Origin of the sequence: Photobacterium sp. GB-50 (assembly GCF_003026755.1) — a bacterium.
Lineage (GTDB): Bacteria > Pseudomonadota > Gammaproteobacteria > Enterobacterales > Vibrionaceae > Photobacterium.
On record NZ_PYNX01000005.1, the window covers coordinates 149,838 to 172,002 of the forward strand.

At 41.8% G+C, this 22,165-nt stretch carries 27 protein-coding genes; 12 read left to right on the forward strand and 15 right to left on the reverse strand.

Translation table 11 applies throughout. From position 1 onward, the window contains the following. Nucleotides 1–63: 63 nt before the first annotated feature. From C9J41_RS09515 to C9J41_RS09530, 4 genes are read left to right on the forward strand one after another with little or no spacing between them, the layout of a single operon-like run. Nucleotides 64–1,788, forward strand: coding sequence for a penicillin-binding protein activator (locus tag C9J41_RS09515; RefSeq protein ID WP_233218481.1), 1,725 nt, complete (start codon nt 64–66; stop codon nt 1,786–1,788). After that, complete coding sequence (locus C9J41_RS09520) at nt 1,781–2,140, forward strand: YraN family protein (protein WP_255418317.1); 360 nt, start codon at nt 1,781–1,783, stop codon at nt 2,138–2,140. The genes C9J41_RS09515 and C9J41_RS09520 overlap by 8 nt, the downstream gene beginning before the upstream one ends. 2 nt (nt 2,141–2,142) lie before the next feature. Beyond that, entirely contained in the window at nt 2,143–2,733 is a 591-nt protein-coding gene (gene diaA / locus C9J41_RS09525; protein WP_105061009.1) for a DnaA initiator-associating protein DiaA, read from the forward strand. Nucleotides 2,734–2,736: 3 nt separating this feature from the next. Next, nucleotides 2,737–3,279, forward strand: a complete 543-nt coding sequence (locus tag C9J41_RS09530) for a BON domain-containing protein (protein ID WP_107246320.1) — start codon at nt 2,737–2,739, stop codon at nt 3,277–3,279. 65 nt (nt 3,280–3,344) lie between these two features. On the opposite strand, the gene sspB is transcribed toward C9J41_RS09530, so the two are convergent. The 8 genes from sspB to zapE all read right to left on the reverse strand — a co-directional run bounded on the left by sspB (nt 3,345) and on the right by zapE (nt 9,757). Next, nucleotides 3,345–3,848, reverse strand: coding sequence for a ClpXP protease specificity-enhancing factor (gene sspB / locus C9J41_RS09535; protein ID WP_107206543.1), 504 nt, complete (start codon nt 3,846–3,848; stop codon nt 3,345–3,347). Nucleotide 3,849: 1 nt separating this feature from the next. Then, nucleotides 3,850–4,488: a stringent starvation protein SspA gene (gene sspA, locus C9J41_RS09540; RefSeq protein WP_005371197.1), complete on the reverse strand. Its 639-nt coding sequence runs from the start codon at nt 4,486–4,488 to the stop codon at nt 3,850–3,852. 85 nt (nt 4,489–4,573) lie between these two features. Beyond that, nucleotides 4,574–5,311, reverse strand: a complete 738-nt coding sequence (locus C9J41_RS09545; protein WP_107206542.1) for a cytochrome c1 — start codon at nt 5,309–5,311, stop codon at nt 4,574–4,576. Beyond that, entirely contained in the window at nt 5,308–6,573 is a 1,266-nt protein-coding gene (locus C9J41_RS09550) for a cytochrome bc complex cytochrome b subunit (protein ID WP_105061013.1), read from the reverse strand. Before C9J41_RS09550 ends, C9J41_RS09545 begins: the two co-directional genes overlap by 4 nt. Beyond that, on the reverse strand, nt 6,573–7,163 hold the full coding sequence (gene petA, locus C9J41_RS09555) for a ubiquinol-cytochrome c reductase iron-sulfur subunit (protein ID WP_107206541.1): 591 nt from the start codon (nt 7,161–7,163) through the stop codon (nt 6,573–6,575). Before petA ends, C9J41_RS09550 begins: the two co-directional genes overlap by 1 nt. A gap of 372 nt (nt 7,164–7,535) precedes the next feature. Beyond that, nucleotides 7,536–7,928: a 30S ribosomal protein S9 gene (rpsI, locus tag C9J41_RS09560; protein ID WP_005371189.1), complete on the reverse strand. Its 393-nt coding sequence runs from the start codon at nt 7,926–7,928 to the stop codon at nt 7,536–7,538. Between the two features lie 15 nt (nt 7,929–7,943). Continuing rightward, a complete protein-coding gene (gene rplM, locus C9J41_RS09565; RefSeq protein WP_005371187.1) occupies nt 7,944–8,372 on the reverse strand; it encodes a 50S ribosomal protein L13 in 429 nt (142 codons plus the stop codon). 281 nt (nt 8,373–8,653) lie between these two features. Continuing rightward, nucleotides 8,654–9,757: a cell division protein ZapE gene (gene zapE, locus C9J41_RS09570; protein ID WP_107246318.1), complete on the reverse strand. Its 1,104-nt coding sequence runs from the start codon at nt 9,755–9,757 to the stop codon at nt 8,654–8,656. A gap of 181 nt (nt 9,758–9,938) precedes the next feature. On the opposite strand from zapE, the gene zapG reads away from it, so the two are divergent. From zapG to degS, 3 genes are all read left to right on the forward strand, one after another. Next, nucleotides 9,939–10,397 (forward strand): Z-ring associated protein ZapG, encoded by a 459-nt coding sequence (zapG, locus tag C9J41_RS09575; RefSeq protein WP_107206539.1) that lies wholly within the window; start codon nt 9,939–9,941, stop codon nt 10,395–10,397. A 112-nt stretch (nt 10,398–10,509) separates the two neighbouring features. Next, entirely contained in the window at nt 10,510–11,880 is a 1,371-nt protein-coding gene (locus C9J41_RS09580; protein WP_107206538.1) for a Do family serine endopeptidase, read from the forward strand. Nucleotides 11,881–12,009: 129 nt separating this feature from the next. Next, nucleotides 12,010–13,092: an outer membrane-stress sensor serine endopeptidase DegS gene (gene degS, locus C9J41_RS09585; RefSeq protein WP_107206537.1), complete on the forward strand. Its 1,083-nt coding sequence runs from the start codon at nt 12,010–12,012 to the stop codon at nt 13,090–13,092. 82 nt (nt 13,093–13,174) lie between these two features. Here degS and murA read toward each other — a convergent pair whose 3' ends face one another. Genes murA through mlaF form a run of 7 tightly spaced genes read right to left on the reverse strand, consistent with a single transcriptional unit; the run spans nt 13,175 to nt 17,846 of the window. Further along, entirely contained in the window at nt 13,175–14,425 is a 1,251-nt protein-coding gene (gene murA / locus C9J41_RS09590) for a UDP-N-acetylglucosamine 1-carboxyvinyltransferase (RefSeq protein ID WP_105061019.1), read from the reverse strand. 11 nt (nt 14,426–14,436) lie between these two features. After that, nucleotides 14,437–14,691: a BolA family iron metabolism protein IbaG gene (gene ibaG, locus C9J41_RS09595; protein WP_005371165.1), complete on the reverse strand. Its 255-nt coding sequence runs from the start codon at nt 14,689–14,691 to the stop codon at nt 14,437–14,439. Nucleotides 14,692–14,710: 19 nt separating this feature from the next. Next, nucleotides 14,711–15,028 carry a lipid asymmetry maintenance protein MlaB gene (locus C9J41_RS09600; protein ID WP_199187038.1) on the reverse strand — a complete coding sequence of 106 codons (318 nt, stop codon included), beginning with the start codon at nt 15,026–15,028 and terminating at the stop codon, nt 14,711–14,713. Further along, nucleotides 15,025–15,660 carry a phospholipid-binding protein MlaC gene (gene mlaC, locus C9J41_RS09605; protein ID WP_107206536.1) on the reverse strand — a complete coding sequence of 212 codons (636 nt, stop codon included), beginning with the start codon at nt 15,658–15,660 and terminating at the stop codon, nt 15,025–15,027. Before mlaC ends, C9J41_RS09600 begins: the two co-directional genes overlap by 4 nt. Nucleotides 15,661–15,668: 8 nt before the next feature. Then, nucleotides 15,669–16,148: an outer membrane lipid asymmetry maintenance protein MlaD gene (mlaD, locus tag C9J41_RS09610; RefSeq protein WP_005371156.1), complete on the reverse strand. Its 480-nt coding sequence runs from the start codon at nt 16,146–16,148 to the stop codon at nt 15,669–15,671. Between the two features lie 57 nt (nt 16,149–16,205). Beyond that, the gene (gene mlaE / locus C9J41_RS09615) at nt 16,206–16,988 is read right to left on the reverse strand and encodes a lipid asymmetry maintenance ABC transporter permease subunit MlaE (protein WP_107206646.1); all 783 of its coding nucleotides are present in this window, start codon (nt 16,986–16,988) and stop codon (nt 16,206–16,208) included. Between the two features lie 57 nt (nt 16,989–17,045). Beyond that, a complete protein-coding gene (gene mlaF, locus C9J41_RS09620; RefSeq protein ID WP_107206535.1) occupies nt 17,046–17,846 on the reverse strand; it encodes a phospholipid ABC transporter ATP-binding protein MlaF in 801 nt (266 codons plus the stop codon). 519 nt (nt 17,847–18,365) lie between these two features. Here mlaF and C9J41_RS09625 point away from each other — a divergent pair. The 5 genes from C9J41_RS09625 to lptB all read left to right on the forward strand — a co-directional run bounded on the left by C9J41_RS09625 (nt 18,366) and on the right by lptB (nt 22,159). Further along, on the forward strand, nt 18,366–19,325 hold the full coding sequence (locus C9J41_RS09625; protein WP_107260233.1) for a calcium/sodium antiporter: 960 nt from the start codon (nt 18,366–18,368) through the stop codon (nt 19,323–19,325). 14 nt (nt 19,326–19,339) lie between these two features. Beyond that, complete coding sequence (locus C9J41_RS09630; protein WP_107206533.1) at nt 19,340–20,311, forward strand: KpsF/GutQ family sugar-phosphate isomerase; 972 nt, start codon at nt 19,340–19,342, stop codon at nt 20,309–20,311. 62 nt (nt 20,312–20,373) lie between these two features. After that, a complete protein-coding gene (gene lptC / locus C9J41_RS09635; RefSeq protein ID WP_107206532.1) occupies nt 20,374–20,937 on the forward strand; it encodes an LPS export ABC transporter periplasmic protein LptC in 564 nt (187 codons plus the stop codon). Continuing rightward, nucleotides 20,918–21,424 carry a lipopolysaccharide transport periplasmic protein LptA gene (gene lptA, locus C9J41_RS09640; protein ID WP_107206531.1) on the forward strand — a complete coding sequence of 169 codons (507 nt, stop codon included), beginning with the start codon at nt 20,918–20,920 and terminating at the stop codon, nt 21,422–21,424. The genes lptC and lptA overlap by 20 nt, the downstream gene beginning before the upstream one ends. Before the next feature lie 9 nt (nt 21,425–21,433). Beyond that, the gene (lptB, locus tag C9J41_RS09645; RefSeq protein ID WP_005371141.1) at nt 21,434–22,159 is read left to right on the forward strand and encodes an LPS export ABC transporter ATP-binding protein; all 726 of its coding nucleotides are present in this window, start codon (nt 21,434–21,436) and stop codon (nt 22,157–22,159) included. Nucleotides 22,160–22,165 lie beyond the last annotated feature (6 nt).

The following is a 22,165-nucleotide window of genomic DNA, read 5'->3' on the forward strand; positions in this document are numbered from 1 at the left end:
TGTCACAGTTGAATGAATTCAATGCCCAATTTTACCCATAAGCGTAAAAGTGTATCACGACTAATGGCGCCTGTAGCCCTTGCTGTTATTTTAGCAGGCTGTAGCACGCCAAACCTGTACAATCAGCAGGCTCCATTAACGGATATCACTGCGGCAGCCGCTCAAAGCTCAGCCGCCTACCTCAGTAAAGCTCAAGCCAGTAAGGGTGCAGAGCGTATTAACTGGGAAATATTAGCCCTTAAAGCAATGATAGAAGAAGGTAAATGGCAGCAAGCTGACCAACAAGTTACCAAACTATCACAACAATCTATGAGCCCTTTGCAAATTGCTGAATGGCAACTTGCTCGTGCAGCGATCCGCTATCATCAAGGGCAATATCAAGAAGCACTTAATAGTCTAAATTTCCAACCGTCTTGGCAGTTAACGAAAAGTCAATATCAACGTTATTACACTTTCCGTGCTGAATTATTAGATCAACTTAACCATAAATTTCAAGCCGCGCGTGAACGCAGTAAACTTGATTTTTACTTAAATCGGGATCAAAAAGCAGCCAACTGGAATAACCTGTGGAATGATTTATCTGGCTACTCCAACGCACAGCTGAGTAACGCCAAAATTGGTAGTGATGAAGGCGTATTAAAAGGTTGGGTTGAGCTTGCCATGTTAAAAAATAGCGCTAGCCGTCAACCAGGCAAATTAAAAAGCGCAGTTGAGCAATGGTTAAGCCAACATCCGTACCATCCAGCTAATCAATACTTACCCAAAGAACTTGAAGCGGTAATGAACCTTAAAGCCATTAAGCTAGATCGTGTCGCTTTGCTTTTACCATTATCTGGTCGCTTTGCCGCACAAGGTAAAAATGTACGTGATGGCTTTATAGATGCAATGATGGATGATGCTAACAGAAGCGCTGATACCAATCTTAATATCTATGATACAGAAGCAGAGCCAATGGCTTCTATCGTGGCAAAATTACAGCAAAATGGCACTCAATTTGTTGTCGGTCCACTGCGTAAGAATAAGATTTCAGAGTTTCAACAAGATAACACCACTCATATCAATACGTTGGCGTTAAATATGCCACCTGAAATTACCAGCAACCACCCTAATGCGTGTTATTTTGCTCTTTCGCCAGAGCAAAGTGCCGAGCAAGCTGCAGAGCATATTTTCAATGAAGGTCATCGTGATCCTGTCGTACTTGTACCATCAAACAGTTATGGTCAGCGAGTAAGTTCTGCTTTTAATCAAGAGTGGACAAGCTTAAATAGTCAACCAGCACAAGTGGCTACATTTGGTGCAAGCGATGAGATACCACAGCAAATCCGTCAGGTATTTGGGCGTGCACCAGGTAGTAAGACAGATGCGATATATATCGTTGCTAGCAAAAATGAATTGATGACTATAAAGCCATTTATTGAAGCATCATTACCACCAAGTGGTAACCCACCACAAATTTATGTTAGCTCTCGAAGTAATCCAGATCGCAAAGGATACTCTCCAGAAATACAAGGCGTAGAAATCGGTGATATTCCACTTCTAATCAATCCACCGGCAAGTTATATGGAGCGTTTCAACCAATTGTGGCCAAATGAAGGTAATACCAGTGTTCGCCTTCATGCTTTTGGTATGGATGCTTACCTTTTAAGTAACGAATTACCACAATTACGTGCGATGAGTGATTACACAACACAAGGTGTTACAGGCAAATTAAGTGCCGATAGCCAATGTGTGATCCATCGTCACATTGACTGGGGTAAATTCACTGCAGACGGTATTCAACCTGAATAAACGACAACAAGGTCAAACTTATGAACGGATGGCGGAACAGTTTCTGTCTCGCCACCGTCTTAAGCTTATCGAACGAAATTTTAGCTGTCGCGGTGGTGAAATTGATTTAATCATGCGACATGGTAAATGTTTTGTCTTTATTGAAGTAAAATACCGGACACATCGCCATTTCGGTTCGGCTTCAGAAGCGGTGAATTGGCATAAACAACAAAAAATAAAACGCACCGCCCTTTTTTGGTTACAGAAAAATGGCTTTTCAATCGATCAAACCGAATGTCGGTTTGATGTCGTGACAATTGAAGGTCAAGAACACCATATTGAGTGGCATACCAACATCTTAGTTGAAGGTTAATCATGCTAGATAGCATTCGCGAAAGTTTCACCGAAAGTATTCAAACTCAAATTGCAGCAGCAGAAGCACTTCCCGATTCCATCTCAAAAGCTGCCCAAGTCATGGTTCAGAGCCTATTAAACGGCAATAAGATTTTATGTTGCGGTAATGGTGGCTCAGCAGCTAATTCACAACACTTTGCTTCATGTCTTATTAATCGCTTTGAAACTGAGCGCCCAAGCCTTCCCGCTTTAGCATTAACGGCTGACACAACAATTTTGACAGCAATTGCTAATGATTATCACCACGACGAAGTGTTTTCAAAACAAGTGCGCGCACTCGGTCAAGCCGGTGATATTCTGTTTGTATTATCAACCAGCGGTAATAGCAAGAACATTATCAAAGCAATGGAAGCTGCACTTACACGTGATATGACTATCATCGCCTTAACCGGTAAAGATGGCGGCGAAATGGCAGGGTTACTTGGTATACAAGATGTTGAAATTCGTATCCCATCTCAACGTACCGCACGTATTCAAGAAGTCCACTTACTAACAGTACATTGCTTGTGCGATCTTATTGACCAAGTACTCTTCCCGCACCACGAAGGATAATCAATGAACTGGGTATGCCGCCTATTGCTAATTTTTAGCATTGTATTACAAGGATGTTCGAGTTTTTCCACGCAAGATCCACGAGATATAGAACAACATTGGCAAGATCAAAAAGTAGAAATGGATATTTCGGGTCTGGCAAATAGCCGCCAATTTACCCGCTCAATCAGTGCCAACAGTATCTCGCTTAACGGTAAAGTACTACTGATTGGTCAAGCCACTTCTGCCGCTGCAAAAGCACAATTTGCTCAGCAAGTTAAGCATATTGCTAATGTAAAAGATCTGTATAACCAACTTGAAGTGAGACCTTTACTTAGCGTAGGTGACATTAGTTATGATGCCTGGCTAACCACCAAGGTAAAATCTCAACTCATCGCGAGCAAGCAGTTAACAGGAGCGGTGATCCAAGTGATCAGCGAAGGGGGGCGAGTCTACCTTTTAGGCTATGTGACGCCACGCCAAAAAGAAATTGCGATCAATATTGCACGGAATATCAATGGCGTTAAAAAAGTTGTGACATTATTCGAACCGAGTCAAAATCGCTAATCACCCTTTATCGATATAAAAAAACGCAGCCTATTGGCTGCGTTTTTTTATTAAAGAGAAACTATCTATTTCACAACACGTAAGCTTGGACGACCGCGAGGACGTGGCGGCTCATCGTCAGGATCATCACCGGCAGTTTCAGTTTCACTAACCACGGCAAATGGAGAGCTAGGCTCTGATGCTTCATCAATCATATCTTCGATATCATCAACATCATCAAAGACTGGCATATCTGATTCATAGCTAGGCTCTGGCTCAAACATTGTTCCTGCTCCGTTTTCACGCGCATAAACAGCAAGCACAGCGTACATAGGTACAATAACAGAATGTGGACGACCACTAAAACGCGCATTAAAGCTAACCGCTTCATTACCCAGTTCTAAATTCCCCACAGCACGAGGAGCAACGTTTAGGATGATTTGACCATCACTAACGAACTCCATTGGTACTTGTACACCTGGTAATGTTGCATCAACAACCAAGTGTGGTGTGAGATCGTTGTCCACTAACCAATCATAAAATGCCCGCAACAAATAAGGACGACGCGGTGTCATTTTTTCCATATCCATATTACTGGCCAGCTAAACGCATTTCACGTTCAGCTTCAGTCAATGAAGCTAGGAAAGAGTCACGTTCAAATACACGTGTCATGTAAGTTTTCACTTCTTTTGCGCCAGCACCACTTAGTTCAATACCCATTTCAGGTAGACGCCATAGTAGTGGAGCAAGGTAACAGTCAACCAAGCTGAACTCATCACTCATGAAGAATGGGAATTCTGCAAATACTGGTGCTAATGCAAGTAACTCTTCACGTAATTGCTTACGTGCTTTGTCAGCTTCATCGGCAGTGCCAGTATTAATCTTCTCTGCAAGTGAGTACCAGTTACGCTCAACACGGTACATCATTAGACGGCTGTTACCACGAGCAACAGGGTAAACCGGCATTAGAGGTGGGTGAGGAAAACGCTCATCCAAGTACTCCATAATGATGTTCGCTTGGTATAGTGCTAATTCACGATCAACCAATGTAGGAACTGACTGGTATGGATTCAGCTCTAACAGATCTTCAGGTAGATTCAATGGATCAACCAGCTCGATTTCAACACTAACACCTTTCTCGGCTAGTACGATACGCACCTGATGGCTGTAGATGTCTGAAGCATCAGAATACAGAGTCATCACAGAGCGTTTATTGGCAGCAACAGCCATCAACCCCTCCAGTATATTTAATACACAAAAAGCAATGGAGGCTTAAGCCCCCATTGCGAGATTCTTAACCCACTAGATTACCTTATCAGTGGACATCACGCCAATATTCTTTCTTCAACAATACAGTTAAAACAAAGAATACCGCAATAAAGCCCATCACCCACAAGCCCATTTGCTGTCGTTCCAGCTTCATTGGCTCAGCAGAGTAATCAAGGAAGTTAACTAAATCACGCACCATATCGTCATATTCTTCGGCGCTCAGCTCTCCGGTACCATCAGATTCGATCCCGATAAACTCTTGAACTTTCTCACCGTCAATCATTTTGGTCTCAAATGCTTTATGTGGTGCACCTTGTAACTCTTCGAGAGCATGCGGCATACCGACACTTGGGAACACTAAATTATTAACACCAAATGGACGACTAGGATCGGCATAGAAGGATCGTAAGTAAGTATAGATCCAATCAGTACCTCGAACACGCGCAACCAAAGTTAAGTCAGGAGCAGGGGCGCCAAATGAAGCTGCCGCATACTCGGTTGAAATCGCATTTGTCATCAAATCACCAATTTTAGCATTTTGATCAAAAATCAAATTCTCTTTCATTAACGTTGGTGGAATACCAAGATCTTCTGCCACTCGCTCGTAGCGTTGGTATTGGGTTGAATGACATCCAGAACAATAATTCATAAATGTCTTTGCGCCACGTTGAAGTGATGCTTTGTCTGTTAAGTCATTATTCGCCGCATCTAAAGGTACATTGCTACCTGCCGCAAAAGCAAAAGTAGGAAGCATTGCCAGCAGCGTTACAATCAATTTTCTCATTTGAATGTCACCCTCTCTGGCAGCGGTTTCGTTGCCTCATTTTTACTGTAAAAGAACAATAAAATGAAAAACATAAAGTAAGCAAAGCTAAATATCTGTGCAAGCAATGTATAAGTAGGAGTTGCAGGTAACGTACCTAAAACACCTAGTGCAATAAAGCTAACTGTGAACTGACAAATATTGATAAAGTGCACTTTGCTACGATAACGGAAAGAGCGAACTTTACAGCGATCGAACCACGGTAACAGGAATAAAAAGACAATCGATGCTCCCATTGCCGCCACACCTAATAACTTATCGGGTACCGCACGCAAAATCGCATAGAACGGCGTGAAATACCAAACTGGCGCAATGTGCTCAGGTGTTTTTAGTGGATTTGCAGCTTCAAAGTTTGGCGGCTCAAGGAAGTACCCTCCCATTTCTGGGTTAAAAAAGATCACATAGCTAAAGAAAAAGGCGAAAACAGCAACACCAATCAGATCTTTAACTGTTCCATAAGGATGAAATGGGATTGAATCAATGATGTCATACTTGTTGCTGTAGTATTCATGAAAACGAAATTGTGTTTTATACCCTTCACCTTTAGAGCCCTTCGGCAGTTTTGTCTCAATACCATCAGGGTTATTTGAACCCACTTCATGAAGTGCTAATACGTGTAACACAATGAGCAACAACAATACGATTGGCAGCGCAATAACATGTAATGCAAAGAAACGGTTTAGCGTTGCCCCTGAGACAACATAATCCCCTCGGATCCAAAGAGTTAGATCGTCACCGATTACAGGTATTGCACCAAATAGCGAAATAATGACCTGTGCGCCCCAGAATGACATTTGTCCCCATGGCAACAAATATCCCATGAACGCTTCAGCCATGAGAATGAGAAAAATCAACATACCGAATAACCACAGTAGCTCACGAGGCTTTTGGTAAGATCCGTAGATCAAGCCGCGGAACATATGCAGATAAATCACGACAAAAAATGCGGAAGCACCTGTCGAGTGCATATAACGTAGCAGCCAACCATACTCTACATCTCGCATAATATATTCAATGGAAGCAAATGCCCCTTCACCTGATGGTACATAGTTCATGGTTAACCAGATCCCTGTTACGATCTGATTAACAAGCACCAACATGGCAAGAGAACCAAAGATGTACCAAAAGTTGAAATTTTTCGGCATCGGATATTCAGATAAATGCTTTCTATAAGCATTCGTGACGGGCAAACGTTTTTCAATCCAACCTAGTAGCGCATTCATTATACGGCCTCCCCATCAACACCAACGATAATCGTGTTGTCATCTAAGAATTGATATGGAGGTATCACCAGATTCAATGGTGCAGGCACGCCTGCAAATACACGACCGGCCATATCAAAGGTAGAGCCGTGACATGGACAGAAGAACCCTGACGATATACCACTTACTTGTTCATTAAAGCTATCGGGTAAATAAGTTGGAGAACAGCCAAGATGAGTACAAATACCCAAGGCTAAAAAGATTTCAGGCTTCACTGAACGGAATTCATTTTGTGCATAAGATGGCTGCTGAGGTTCTTCTGATGAAGGATCCCGCAATTCGCCATCATGGGTACTTAACTCTTGTAAAACAGCCTTGCTGCGACGAACAACCCACACAGGTTTTCCTCGCCATTCAACGCGAACCATTTGTCCATCTTCTAACTTACTGATATCAACTTCGACAGGAGCACCGGCGGCTTTTGCTTTCGCACTCGGATTCCATGATTTGATAAAAGGAACGGCAACAGCTGCAGCTCCTAACCCACCAACAACCGAGGTTGTTACGGTCAGAAAGCGACGTCGTCCTTTGCTTACTGGCACATTGCTCATCCAATATTCTCCCTTACTCCCGCCTTGGATTATTACGTCCTTATGCGTCCTTGGAGCCACGGCTAACTTCCAACGAAAAGGTAACAGTAAAATTACACATTCAAACTGTTTCCAACATAAAAAGGATATGTAACAGACGATATTTTGACAAGTTAAAGCGACTCTTTTGCACTAAATCTGAGCAAAGCGTTCTTTTTACCTTCCAACGATAACATCGTTACTTAAACTTAATTTTTGGCCGTGTTGAGAGCGGTAAAAATGGAGAAAATAAGGCAGGAAGCTGATTGTTTAGCTATTAATAAATAAAAAAAAGCCCAACCCGAGGGTTGAGCTTTCTGTACACAGTAACCAGATAAAATCTGGAAGCGAAAATTAACGCTTAGAGAACTGTGGACGACGACGTGCTTTACGTAGACCAACTTTCTTACGCTCAACGCAACGAGCGTCGCGAGTAACGTAGCCAGCTGCACGTAGAGCAGGACGTAGAGTTTCATCGTACTCCATAAGAGCGCGAGTGATACCGTGACGGATTGCACCAGATTGACCAGTGATACCACCACCTTTAACAGTGATGTATAGGTCTAGGTTCTCTGTCATTTCAACAAGCTCTAGAGGTTGACGAACAACCATACGCGCTGTTGGGCGACCGAAGTACTCTTCGATGCTACGCTTGTTGATAACGATGTTGCCAGTACCCGGTTTGATGAAAACGCGAGCTGCTGAGCTTTTACGGCGACCAGTGCCGTAGTATTGATTCTCTGCCATTGTCATAATTCCCAATTAGATGTCTAGTACTTTAGGCTGTTGTGCAGCATGGTTGTGCTCAGTACCTGCGTAAACTTTTAGCTTACGGTACATAGCACGGCCTAGAGGACCTTTAGGAAGCATGCCTTTAACAGCAGTTTCAATAACCATTTCTGGTTTCTTGTCGATTAGCTTATCAAAGCTGATTGACTTAAGGCCGCCGATGTAGCCAGTGTGGTGGTGGTACATTTTATCTGTACGCTTGTTACCAGTTACTGCTACTTTCTCAGCATTGATAACTACAATGTAGTCACCAGTGTCAACGTGTGGAGTGTACTCCGGCTTGTGCTTACCACGTAGACGAGAAGCGATTTCAGTTGCAAGACGACCTAGAGTTTTACCTTCAGCGTCAACAACATACCAGTCACGTTTTACAGTTTCTGGTTTAGCAACGAAAGTTTTCATGCTAATTAATACCCAATAATTTAAATAGTTTCACTTACTAGAACCATCAAATGATGGTCCCTCTGTATAAGAGCCCAGTCATCACCCCTTCGAGTGGTTGGCACTCCAGGCTTTCGCCTTCACAGGTACGGTGGGTCGCAAGATTATAGGGAAGGGTGAGGAAAAAATCACCTCTTTTCCTAAAAAAAATGTCTTTTTTTCTTATTAACGACAATTTAAGGCAAAAGCAGTCGATAAATCCTGATTATCGTTAAATACGATAACCGTTAACAACGCGATTTCTATGCTAAATGCGGCTTTGCTAAGTATTCATGGCTTTGCATTTCGATTAAACGTGAGCAACATCGTTTAAATTCAAAAGTTAATCGTCCTTGTTGATAAAGTTGCTCAAGAGGTACTGCCGCAGAAATAATCAAAGTGACATTACGCTCATAAAACTCATCAACCATGGCAATAAAGCGCCGTGCAGCATCGTCTTCCTGCTCTGTAATTTGCGGTACTTCAGATAAAATAACCGTATGATAGATTTGTGCTATTTCCATGTAATCATTTTGACTACGTGACGTTTGGCATAATTGGTTAAAACTGAACTGCACGACACCATCCGCCTCTCGCTGTACCATCAATTGCCGCGCATTAATTGTGATCATTGTTTGCTGATTACGAGGCTCTGAGGTTAACTGTTCGAAATAACGTTTTAAATTCTCTGTTGCACATTCATCTAATGGGTAATGATAAATCTCAGCTTGTTCTAACGTTCGCAAGCGATAATCAATCCCAGCATCAACATTCACTATCTCACAATGCTGTTCTATCAATGCGATAGCTGGTAAAAATCTCGCACGTTGCAAACCATTTCGATATAACTCTGATGGTGGAATATTCGATGTTGCGACTAAACTAATTCCTCGCTTAAATAACGCTTCAAGCAAGGTACCTAAAATCATTGCATCGGTAATATCAGAAACAAAAAACTCATCAAAACAAATAATATCTGTTTCTTGTTTAAATTTATCAGCAACGTGTTCCAGTGGATTTTCAACACCATCTAATGTTTTTAATTCTTGATGCACGCGATGCATAAAGCGATGAAAGTGCATCCGCGTTTTACGTTCCAATGGTAAACAGTCATAAAAAGTATCAACAAGATAAGTTTTCCCTCGTCCTACCCCGCCCCAAAAATATAATCCTTTCACTGGCACAATATCTGCTTGAGTTGAATTAGATTTAAAATAACGTTGGATGAAAGACAGTTTAGGCTCAGGTTTAGGCGCTATTATACGATGATATAAATTATCAAGATGGGAAACGGCATTGGCTTGTGCTGGATCTGCAAAAAAATCCGTTTTCTGTAAATCTTGTTGATATTTTTCTAGTGGCGTCATTCTAACCTTACCTGTTACATCCGTGAGTTATCTCTAATTATGAGAGGCAGAGCCACTTCATGACTCTTACATCATATTTATTGAGTATCATGTCGCTTAACCTCACGGTATAGTAACGTGACAGCCATCGTTGATAAACATTGATACACGAATATTCGTATAAGTCACAAGGAGTTTATTCATGACCATGACTTGGGCCATTATTATATTTTTAGCAGGGATCTTAGTTGGTGCTCTTGCCGTTCGTCTAACAAACAAAAGTGTAAAACAGCAAAAAACACTCAAAAAAGAGCTTGATAAGTCAAAGTACGAGCTCGAACAGTTCCGCCAAGAACTCGTTGATCATTTTGCTCGCAGTGCTGATTTACTCGACAATGTTGCTAAAGATTACAGCAAACTTTATGAGCATATGGCGAAGACTTCTACCGAGTTAATGCCAAACCTTCCAGCACAAGATAATCCTTTTGCAAAACGCATCACGAGTTTAGAAACGGTGAAAGACGGGCCAAAAGAAGATGAGAGTGTTGAGCAAGCACCGCGCGATTATGCCAATGGCGCGACGGGATTATTTAACGGTGAAAACACCGCAGTAACAGAAGAAGAAAAAGCTCAACTACATGCCGAGCCAAAAGCGAGTTAACTGTCACATTTATTCACTTTCACTTGTTGTTTATTCGTAATAAGAGTGAGTGAAAGTGAACTTTGACTTCTTTTTATAGGTCTTAATTTTACTTGTAAACTGGAGCTCAATAATGATTAAAAAGCCTTTTCTTGTTCTTACTGCGTTAGCATTAGGTATCAGTTCTGCTCTTACCCCAGTAACTGCAACTGCAGCATTACCCACCTCTGTTAATAACCAACCTATACCAAGCCTTGCACCAATGTTGGAGCAAGTCACCCCCGCGGTTGTGAGTATTGCTGTTGAAGGTAAGCATGTTTCTAAGCAGCGTTTACCTGAATCTTTCCGTTATTTTTTTGGTCCAGACTTTCCTTCAGAGCAAGTCCAAGAGCGTCCATTTAGAGGTTTAGGCTCTGGGGTTATTGTTGATGCAAAGAAAGGCTATATCGTCACTAACCATCATGTTATTGATGGCGCAGATGAAATCAGTGTCCAACTTTCTGATGGACGCGAAATCGATGCCAAACTTATTGGTAGTGATGGCATGTCCGATATTGCATTACTACAGATAGACAAACCTGAAAACTTAACGGAAGTAAAACTGGCGAACTCCGATAAGTTACGTGTCGGTGATTTTGCTATCGCAATTGGTAACCCATTTGGTTTAGGTCAAACGGTAACATCAGGAATTGTCTCGGCACTGGGTCGTAGTGGCTTAAATGTCGAAAACTTTGAAAACTTTATTCAAACCGATGCTGCTATCAACAGTGGTAACTCAGGCGGTGCATTAGTTAATCTCAATGGTGAGTTAATTGGTATTAACACCGCAATTTTAGGCCCTAACGGTGGTAATGTCGGTATTGGCTTTGCTATTCCCTCCAATATGGTGAAAAGCTTAACTGATCAACTCTTAGAATTTGGTCAAGTAAAACGCGGGATTTTGGGGATTCAAGGTGGAGAATTAACCGCAGAGCTTGCTAAAACCTTCGGGTATTCAACGAACCACGGTGCATTTGTTAACCAAGTCATGCCCGACTCTTCTGCTGAAAAAGCAGGGCTGAAAGCGGGGGATATCATTACCGAAGTGAACGGCAACCCAATCCGTACCTTTGGTGAGTTACGAGCGAAAATAGCGACAATGGGCGCAGGCAAGGCACTCACTTTAGGTATTATTCGCGACGGTAAAAAGCAAACCGTTAATGTGACCTTAAAAGCGGCGAGTGAAAACAAAGTGAAGGCTGATAATCTCCACCCTAGCCTAGCCGGTGCTGAATTTACCAATACGGTTGCTGGCGATAAAGTCAAAGGGGTTAAGGTATCAAAGCTTGATGAGCGATCTATCGCTGCACGTTATGGGCTAAAAAAAGGTGACATTATTATTGGCCTTAACCGTAATAAGATAAATAACCTCGGTGAACTTCGTAAAGCACTTGAAGCAAAACCTGATGTGCTTGCGATGGAAGTCAAGCGTGGAAACAACGTCCTGTACCTGATCATTAGGTAATAATACGTTTGTCATTAACCTTCAAATAAAGTCAGGGTGAAACAGCGCTCTGACTTTATTATTGGTCTCTCTAAGTATGAATGGTATTCTTCTTGCCACTCACTCTCTTTATTACTTTAAGGACTCTTGATGTTGGCTTTTCTTGGTCGTTCTATTTTGCTCGGCCTTATCACAGCATGTGTTGTACTTGTTGCTGTACCAAGTTTGCGCCCATCATCACCGGTGTCTTTACCCCAATTAGACGATGCGCCCGCCCCTTTATCATTTAACTACGCCGTTAAACGCGCTTCGCCTGCGGTGGTGAATATTTATAACCGTCGCTATGAAAATAATGAATCACGACCAGAGCCAGAGTTAATCACCCAAGGATTAGGTTCGGGGGTGATCATGAGTGATAAAGGCTATATCGTGACGAACTATCACGTTGTCGCCAATGCGGATCAAGTCATTGTCGCACTGCAAGATGGCCGCATTTTAAACGCACAACTGATCGGCTTAGATCAATTAACCGATCTCGCGGTTTTGAAAATTAATGCTGATAATTTACCCGTGATCCCAGTTAATCCAGACTACAAAGCGACAGTCGGTGATGTCGTTCTTGCCATAGGTAATCCCTATAATCTAGGTCAAACAACAACCTTTGGTATTATTTCAGCAACAGGGCGTTCAGGCATGAGCTTTTATGGCCCACAAGATTTTCTCCAAACAGATGCCGCGATTAACCGTGGTAACTCAGGTGGGGCATTAGTCAATACCCGTGGAGAGCTCGTTGGTATTAATACCGCTTCTTTCCAACAAGCAACGAATATTGAAACCTACGGTATTTCATTTGCTATCCCTTACCAACTAACCATCAAAATTATGAATAAGCTGATCGCTGATGGGCGTGTTATCCGTGGTTGGATTGGTATTCAAGGGCGTGAGATTAACCCTGTTATGGCAAGACTGTATGATGCCAATCAGGTAAATGGCATTATCGTAGAAGGTATGGATCCTAACGGCCCTGCGTCAAAAGCTGGCTTTCAAAAAAATGATATCGTGGTCGAGATTGCAGGTAAACAAGTCACGAATGTACAAAGCGTTAGAGATATTGTTACTGATATCCGCCCAGGTACGCATGTGAATGTAAAAATTCTACGTGATGGTAAACCCATGATCATTCCTGTAACGGTGGCTAATCGCCCGGCCTCTGAGAATAAACCGATGCGATAATTACACATAACAAATATAAAAAAACGCCTCACATGTGAGGCGTTTTTTTGTTTAGACATTTCTTATTTAAAAATAAGACATCTTAGATACGTTCGATGTTCATACCTAATGCGCTAAACTTCTGCTCGATAAACTCGTAACCACGGTCGATATGGTAAATACGATCAACAATCGTCTCACCTTTCGCAATGCTACCTGCAATCACAAGGCTTGCTGATGCACGTAAATCTGTTGCCATCACTTGAGCACCGCTTAAGCCTGCAGTATCACCACAAATAACAGTGTTACCTTCAATCTCAGCATGAGCCCCCATACGAATTAACTCAGGAATATGCATGAAACGGTTTTCAAAAATCGTTTCAGTAATAATACCTGTGCCTTTGGCAATGAGGTTCAGTAGTGAGAATTGCGCTTGCATGTCTGTTGGGAAACCTGGATGTGGCGCGGTACGGATATTGACCGCTTTAAGCTCACGTCCTGTCATGTCAAGGCTGATCCAGTCTTCACCCGTTTCAACCAAAGCGCCTGCTTCTTCAAGCTTTGCTAATACCGCTTCCATTAATTCAGGCTTGGTATTACGACACATAATCTTGCCACCAGAAACAGCAGCAGCAACAAGGAAAGTTCCCGTTTCAATACGGTCAGCAACCACTTCGTGGTAACCACCACCAAGACGCTCAACGCCTTCAATGGTAATGGTTGCAGTACCTGCACCTGAAATTTTTGCGCCAAGTGCATTTAGAAATGCAGCTGTATCTTCAATTTCAGGCTCACGTGCTGCATTTTCAATAACCGTTGTGCCTTCAGCCAATGTTGCTGCTGACATAATCGTTACTGTTGCACCAACACTGACTTTATCCATCACGATATGTGCGCCCTTCAGGCGACCATCAACACTCGCTTTCACGTAGCCTTCATCAAGCGTGATTGTTGCGCCTAATTGCTCTAAACCTACAATATGAAGATCAACAGGGCGCGCGCCTATCGCACAACCGCCAGGTAGTGAAACCTGACCTTGACCAAAACGAGCAACCAATGGGCCAAGTGCCCAGATAGAAGCACGCATCGTTTTCACTAAATCGTAAGGAGCACAAAACTCATTCACATCACTTGCATCGATATGAACTGAGCCATTACGTGATACTTTTACGCCTAAACGAGAAAGGAGTTCCATTGTCGTATCGATATCACGTAATTTTGGAACATTTGCAATTTCTACAGGCTCTTCAGCAAGCAAAGCGGCGAATAAAATCGGCAATGCTGCATTCTTAGCGCCAGAAATTGACACTTCACCGCTTAGTGGACCACCGCCCTGAATACGAAACTTCTGCATCGTTTACCTCGTTATAACGACATTAGCTTTTTATCACGCATCCATTCTTCAGGTGTATACGTTTTGATACTTAATGCGTGAATGTCGTTTGCTGCAATTCGATCCATTAACGGACCATAAATAGTTTGTTGTTTTTTCACTCGGCTCATGCCGTCAAAAATCGTACTCACTGCAATAACTTCGTAGTGACTACCTTCACCTTTAACAATCACTTCATCAAGATCTAAGGCGTTTTCTAAAATTTGTTTAATCTCGGAGATTTCCACAAGCTATCCTCTCTAAAGCTCACTGCATACTAGCGGCTAAAATGGGTTCAACATGGCTCAAGCGTAACAATGTTTTTAGCTGCTCGGGCACATTAAGCAGGGTGAAGTCACATCCTGCGCTGCTTAATTGCTGGTGAAGATGCAATAACATCACCATGCCAGCTGAGTCGACTCGACTCAAACCACCTAGATCGAGCAAGACCTTGTTTGAATCAGGTACCCACTCGTTTCTACGTCGCCAAAAAGCTGGCACTGTGTCACGTTCTAAACAACCTGACAAGCAATATTGGTCATTACCGAGAGCTTGCCATTTGATCCTATCCTCAGACATGATCATTTTTTCTCGATCTGAATTGGCTTAGCAGCAAGATCGCGTAGGTTTTGCGTTACCGCATCGATTCCCTTCGTGCGAAGCTCACCACTCCACTCACTTTGCTTAGTCGAAATCATACTGACTCCTTCAGCAACCATGTCAAATCCTTGCCATTCTTTTGTCTTTTTATTTAAACGTAGCTTAAAATCAAGACGAATAGGTGGGCGTTGATTATCGACAATATCAACGCGTACTGACACGATACTACGATCTGCGGGAACCGCTTTGGCAGGCTCAATCTGAATTTTCTGATCAGTATACTGCGTTAACACCTGAGCATAAGATGCTACTAAATATTCAGTGAACGCTTCCGTGAATGCATCACGCTGCTCTGCGGTAGTTTTCTTTAAATTTGAACCCAACACTTTATAAGCGGCATAACGTGTATTGATATAAGGCAATAGCTCTTTTTTAACAATAATACGTAACTCTTCTGGATTGGCTTGGATCTTCGGCTGCTCTGCTTTTAAGGTTTTAAATAACTGAACAGAAACTTTATCCATCATCGTGTATGGATTGGTCTGATCGATTGTTGCAGCCTGCACCAACATCGGTAGGGCAAGAAAAGCCAGCATTAGGCATCGTAAAAATTTCATTGGTGCTCCTAGTCTTTTTTGTCACCGCCAATGCTATATAGCACTTGGCCTATCATATCTTCTAATACTAACGCAGATTTCGTGTCTTCAATAAGATCGCCGTTATGTAGCATCTCGACATCGTCATCAACGAACCCAGGGGAAATACCTAAATACTGCTCACCTAAAAGGCCAGATGTTAAAATTGAAGCCGAGCTCGTTTCAGGGAAATAACCAAATTTTTTGTTAATCGATAACGTAACCATCGGAATATAGGTTTCTTTATCAAGGTTAATAGCTGTCACTTCACCAACGGTTACACCACCGACCTTCACGGGAGAGCGGACTTTTAAACCACCGATATTATCGAAATGGGCTTTTAATGTGTAACTTTCATTACTACCAAAGCTTTGTAGGTTAGCAACTTTGAAAGCTAATACTAATAATGCTGCAATTCCGGCTAACATAAAAATGCCAACCCACAGTTCTAAACGTTTATTTTGTTGCATGCTTTTATCCATTTAATTTGTTTTGTCACACTAAGACCATGTTGGTTTCTTTACGAATTAGCTACCAAACATCAGTGCAGTCAAAATAAAATCTAAGCCCAATACCGCCAGTGATGAATTCACCACTGTTCGTGTCGTTGCTCGGCTGATCCCTTCAGAAGTAGGAACGGCATCATAACCATTAAATACCGCAATCCAGGTTACCGTTATAGCAAAAGCAACAGCCTTAATAATGCTGTTCCCTATGTCATAACTAAAGTTCACTGACGATTGCATGACCGACCAGAAACTACCGTAATCAATCCCTTTCCAATCAACGCCAACAATTTGCGCCCCCCATAAACCTACAACACTAAACATCAGTGCTAATAATGGCATTGAGATAACACCAGCCCAAAAACGTGGTGCAATCACTCGACGCAGCGGATCAACCGCCATCATTTCCATACTTGAAAGCTGTTCAGTCGCTTTCATTAAACCTATTTCAGCGGTAAGTGCAGATCCTGCTCGCCCAGCAAACAACAGTGCTGTCACTACCGGACCTAATTCGCGTAGTAAAGACAATGCAACCATTTGTCCTAAGCTCGTTTCGGCACCAAAGTCAGCCAGTACAAGGTAACCTTGTAAACTCAGCACCATGCCGATAAACAAACCTGAAACAAGAATAATCGCTATTGATAAAACACCAACTGAATACAGTTGCTTTATTAATAACGGAAACATTTTTCTTGGCTGAGGCTTACTCACCAATGCGCCAAACAACATTAACGTTGCTCGGCCCATTGTTTGGCATTTTTCAATACCACTTCGCCCTAAATCAGCTATCGCATCAACAATCATTTTTTGCTCGTAATCCATCGAATAACAGATGCGCATGACACGCATCGTGAATAACGCTTAACCAAATAAATCTTGCTCTAATGGCTGCGCTGGAAACTTAAAAGGAACGGGGCCATCAGCATCACCGTCTAAGAACTGACGTACGCGAGGATCTGGATTTTCTCGTAATTCTTGAGGGCTACCGCTGCCAATAATTTTACCACCTGATAGTAAGTAAACATGATCAGCGATACTCATCACTTCGGGTACATCATGAGAAACAACCACAGATGTCATACCTAATGCTTTATTGAGACTACTGATTAATTGCACTAACACGCCCATCGTAATGGGATCTTGTCCGACAAAAGGTTCGTCATACATCATTAATTCAGGATCAAGAGCAATGGCACGAGCTAAGGCCGCTCGACGTGCCATACCGCCAGATAACTCATTCGGCATCAATTGCGCCGCACCACGTAACCCTACTGCTTCTAATTTCAGTAACACTAAACTACGCAATAAATCGTCAGGTAAATCGGTATGTTCCCGCAACGGAAATGCAATATTGTCGAAAACGTTCATATCAGTAAAAAGCGCGCCCGATTGAAACAACATACTCATTCGTTTACGAGCTTGATATAAATCACTGCGTTTTAAGGTTGGGATATTCCACTCATCAAACCATACTTCGCCGTTATCTGGCACAATTTGACCACCAATTAAACGGAGTAATGTTGTTTTACCTATGCCCGAAGGTCCCATAATTGCGGTTACTTTTCCTCGTGGCACATCAAGGGAAATATCATCAAAAATGAATCGTTCTCCACGAGAAAATGTTAGGTTTTTAATCGAAATCAGTATATCGCTTTTAGCCATTGCTTCGTATTCGCCTCTAATTACTGGTAATTCCTCATGAAAAACACTAATTATTATTAAAAATCAGTACATTATGACTTAGCCACAGGAAAAATCATATTCATCGCGTGAAAACCATTATAGCTAAGGATAATAAGGAGAATAAAACATCAACTCAAGTTAGTCGGTTCATATCTCATCTATTGTTACAGTGTTAAGGCGTATTGCTGTTATTTTAAACGCCAACTACTTGGATAACGATTCTTATTAACCTTTTCTTGTATTATTTTAACTTAACAATTGAACGCTATTCAAATACTTGTATCATTCCTAAAAATAGCAAGGCTTTACAATCCATCATGATAAATTCATTGTGATTGTTATTTTCCCTCATAAATGTTCACAATAGAGAGAATTAGTCATTTGTTATACTTCCCTTTTGCTTTGCTAACCGTCAAAATTACGGCCTAATATCAAAAGCGATTCAACGCTAGATTTACTGTACTCGTTTTTAACGTGCCATTTTTAAAAGGGATTAGAATGCTCGAAGCCATTGTATTGCTCTGTGTAGGGTTAGTGTTATTAGTATGGAGTGCCGATCGATTAGTATATGGCGCTGCAGCACTGGCTAAAAATTTTGGTGTTGCGCCACTTGTTATCGGTATGACAATACTGGCAATGGGCTCTTCGGCACCCGAAATGATGGTTTCAGCGACCGCAGCACTTGCCGGTAAAACCGATACAGCAGTAGGTAATGTGCTTGGTTCTAATATCGCCAATATTGCTCTGATCTTAGGTATAACGGCAATATTGAAGCCACTGTCAATCAGTTCAACCATTATTCGCCGTGAATTACCGCTAATGTTAGGCGTGACCGTTATTGCTGGCCTCTTACTGTGGGATAATTATTTAGGCCGAATGGAAGGCGCTTTTCTTGCCGTGCTTTTTGTCCTGTTTTTACTTGCGATGTTAAAAATCAGCAAGTCGAGCAAAAACGATCCTCTTGCTGAAGAGCAAGAAGCTGAGATCCCAACCGGCGTTAAAAACTCATCCGCCATTATCTGGGTTTTTATTGGTTTAGGTTTACTGCTTTACTCATCTGATATGGTAGTAGAGTCAGCCGTAGTTATTGCTAAACACTACGGTATGAGTGACTTAGTGATTGGTTTAACGATCATTGCTGTTGGTACCAGTTTGCCTGAGCTTGCCGCTTCTATCGCGAGTATTTACAAGGGTGAAGATGATATGGCGGTAGGTAATATCATCGGCTCCAATGTCTTTAATATTTTAGCAGTAATGGGTATACCTGGGCTGCTGAACCCATCAGTATTAAGTCCTCTTGCGATGGGGCGTGATTTTTATGTCATGCTCGGACTGTCTGTATTGTTATTATTAATGGCATTAGGTAAACGCCGTCGAATCAATCGTGTTGAAGGCGGTCTTTTGGTACTGTGCTTTATTGCTTACCAAGCTTACCTATTCTTAAATATTTCCGCATAATGGAGAATAATCAGATGTCTCGCTCCTTTGACTTTTCTAGTCATGGCAAAAAAGTGCTGGATATTGAAATTCAAGCATTACAAAACATCAGCCGATATATTAATGATAGCTTTAATAAAGCCTGTCAGCTGGTACTCGATTGCCAAGGCAAAGTCATTGTGATGGGAATGGGTAAATCGGGTCATATTGGTAGAAAACTAGCAGCAACACTGGCGAGTACCGGTACACCTGCCTTTTTCGTACATCCTGGTGAAGCAAGCCATGGTGATTTAGGCATGATCAAACAAGAAGATGTTGTGATCGCAATTTCTAACTCTGGCGAAGCAGCTGAAATTTTAGCGTTACTGCCTGTTATTAAACGATTGGGAATTCCCATGATCAGCATGACAGGCAAGCCAACGTCCAGTATGGCAAAAATGGCAGTTATCAACTTACAGATCACTGTAGATAAAGAAGCTTGCCCATTAAATCTAGCACCAACCTCAAGTACGACAGCAACACTTGTGATGGGTGATGCATTAGCAATTTCAGTTATGGAAGCACGTGGATTTACGGCAGATGATTTTGCTTTGTCTCATCCAGGAGGAGCACTTGGACGAAAATTATTAATGCGTATCGCGGATGTCATGCATACCGGTAAAATGCTGCCTATTATTGAAGAAACAGCCAGCATTAAAGATGCCTTGCTAGAAATCTCAAAAAAAGGCTTAGGCATGACGGCTATCGTTAATAATAAGCAACAACTTAGCGGGATATTTACCGATGGTGATTTACGCCGTTTACTCGATAACCATATTGATATCCACAATACGAGTATCGGTGATGTGATGTCTTGTAACCCGCAAACCATTTCTCCTCAACTGCTCGCAGCTGAAGGGTTAAAAATAATGGAAGATCGTAAAATCAATGGGTTGCTTGTGACTGAAAACGCTCAACTGGTTGGTGCATTAAACATGCATGATTTATTAAAAGCAGGCGTGATGTAGTAGCATACTCAGTATAACGCGTAACGAATTAGAACAATGAAACATGATAAAGGCTTAAGTCTATGACTTTAAAAAGGCTACTCTATGTACTTCTGGTAATATTTTGTGCATGGTTAGGCTACAACCAACTTGAACAACAGTGGCAACAAGATCATCAAGTAAAACCTGATGATGAAAAGCCAATGTTCATTGGTAACGATATCAGTAATACAACCTTTGACCCCACAGGTATTCGTAGTTATCAAATCGATTCAGATCATCTTGAATACTTTGAAAAAAGTGGTGAGACCGATTTTGTAAAACCTGTATTGTGGGTATTTAAGGAAGGTAAGAATGCAGAATGGCGGATCAGCTCCAATACCGCTATCTTAGATAAAAATAAGGTACTGAATCTTCATGGCAATGTTCGTATGTTTAACTTATTACCCGATTCAGATATCCAAGTGATCAAAACAGATAACTTGCAATTGAATATTGAAACTCAAGATTTTAATACTCAAGACCATGTCATGATTATAGGCCCCGCCTTCCAAAATCAAGGTGAAGGTATGACGGGTAATATGAAACGTAAAGTCGCTAAACTCTTAAAAAATGTGAAAAGTAGATATGAACCGACTGAAAACTAGTGCTCTACTATGCTTATTGTGTGTTAGCACATCGTCTTGGGCATTAAAAAGTGATACTAAACAACCGATTAATATCAGCTCGAATAGCCAAGAACTTGATGTAAAAAATAACATTGCAACCTTTACTGGCAATGTAAGATTACGTCAGGGCACAATTGATATTCATGCTGATAAAGTTGTTGTAACACGCCCAAATAGCAACGCCAAAGAGCAAACTATTGTTGCTTATGGTAACCCTGCCACCTTCCATCAAATTATGGATGATGGTAAGCCTATTGATGGCGAAGCATTAAAAATGCGCTATGACACAAAAACAGAATTTTTGAAAATGACGGATCACGCAGTCTTGATACAAGATGGCAGTGAAATCAAAGGTAATGTCATCACTTATAAGATCGATGAACAACGTTTGGTTGCAAAAAGTGGCGACAAAGAGCGCGTAACTACCGTCATCCAACCAAATCAATTGAACAATAACAAGAAATAAATAGTATCTATGGCTATTCTAAAAGCAGAACACCTCGCAAAAAGCTATAACGGACGTAAAGTTGTTTCTGATGTTAGCCTTGAGGTTGAATCTGGAAAAATCGTCGGTCTATTAGGACCTAACGGGGCAGGTAAAACGACATCGTTTTATATGATTGTAGGTTTAGTTGCACGAGATGAAGGTGTGATCACCATTGATGGTGACGATATCAGCCTACAGCCCATGCATAACCGTTCACGTATGGGTATCGGTTATTTACCTCAAGAAGCATCGATTTTCCGCCGCTTAAGCGTTTATGATAACTTGATGGCGGTACTCCAGACGCGCAAAGAATTAACGAAAGAAGAGCGCCAAGACAAAGCAGAAGATTTATTGGATGAGTTTAACATCCAGCATATCCGTAACAGTCTTGGCCAATCATTATCTGGTGGTGAGCGACGCCGTGTTGAAATTGCACGAGCATTAGCCGCAAACCCTAAATTTATTTTACTTGATGAGCCATTTGCTGGTGTTGACCCCATCTCTGTGATCGACATCAAAAAGATCATTGAACATTTACGTGATCGTGGGCTTGGCGTCTTAATAACAGACCATAATGTAAGGGAAACACTTGATGTCTGTGAGCATGCGTATATCGTAAGTCAAGGACAGTTAATCGCTAACGGTACACCTGAACATGTTCTCAACGATGAGCATGTTAAGCGCGTGTACTTAGGTGACCAATTCCGCTTATAACACATT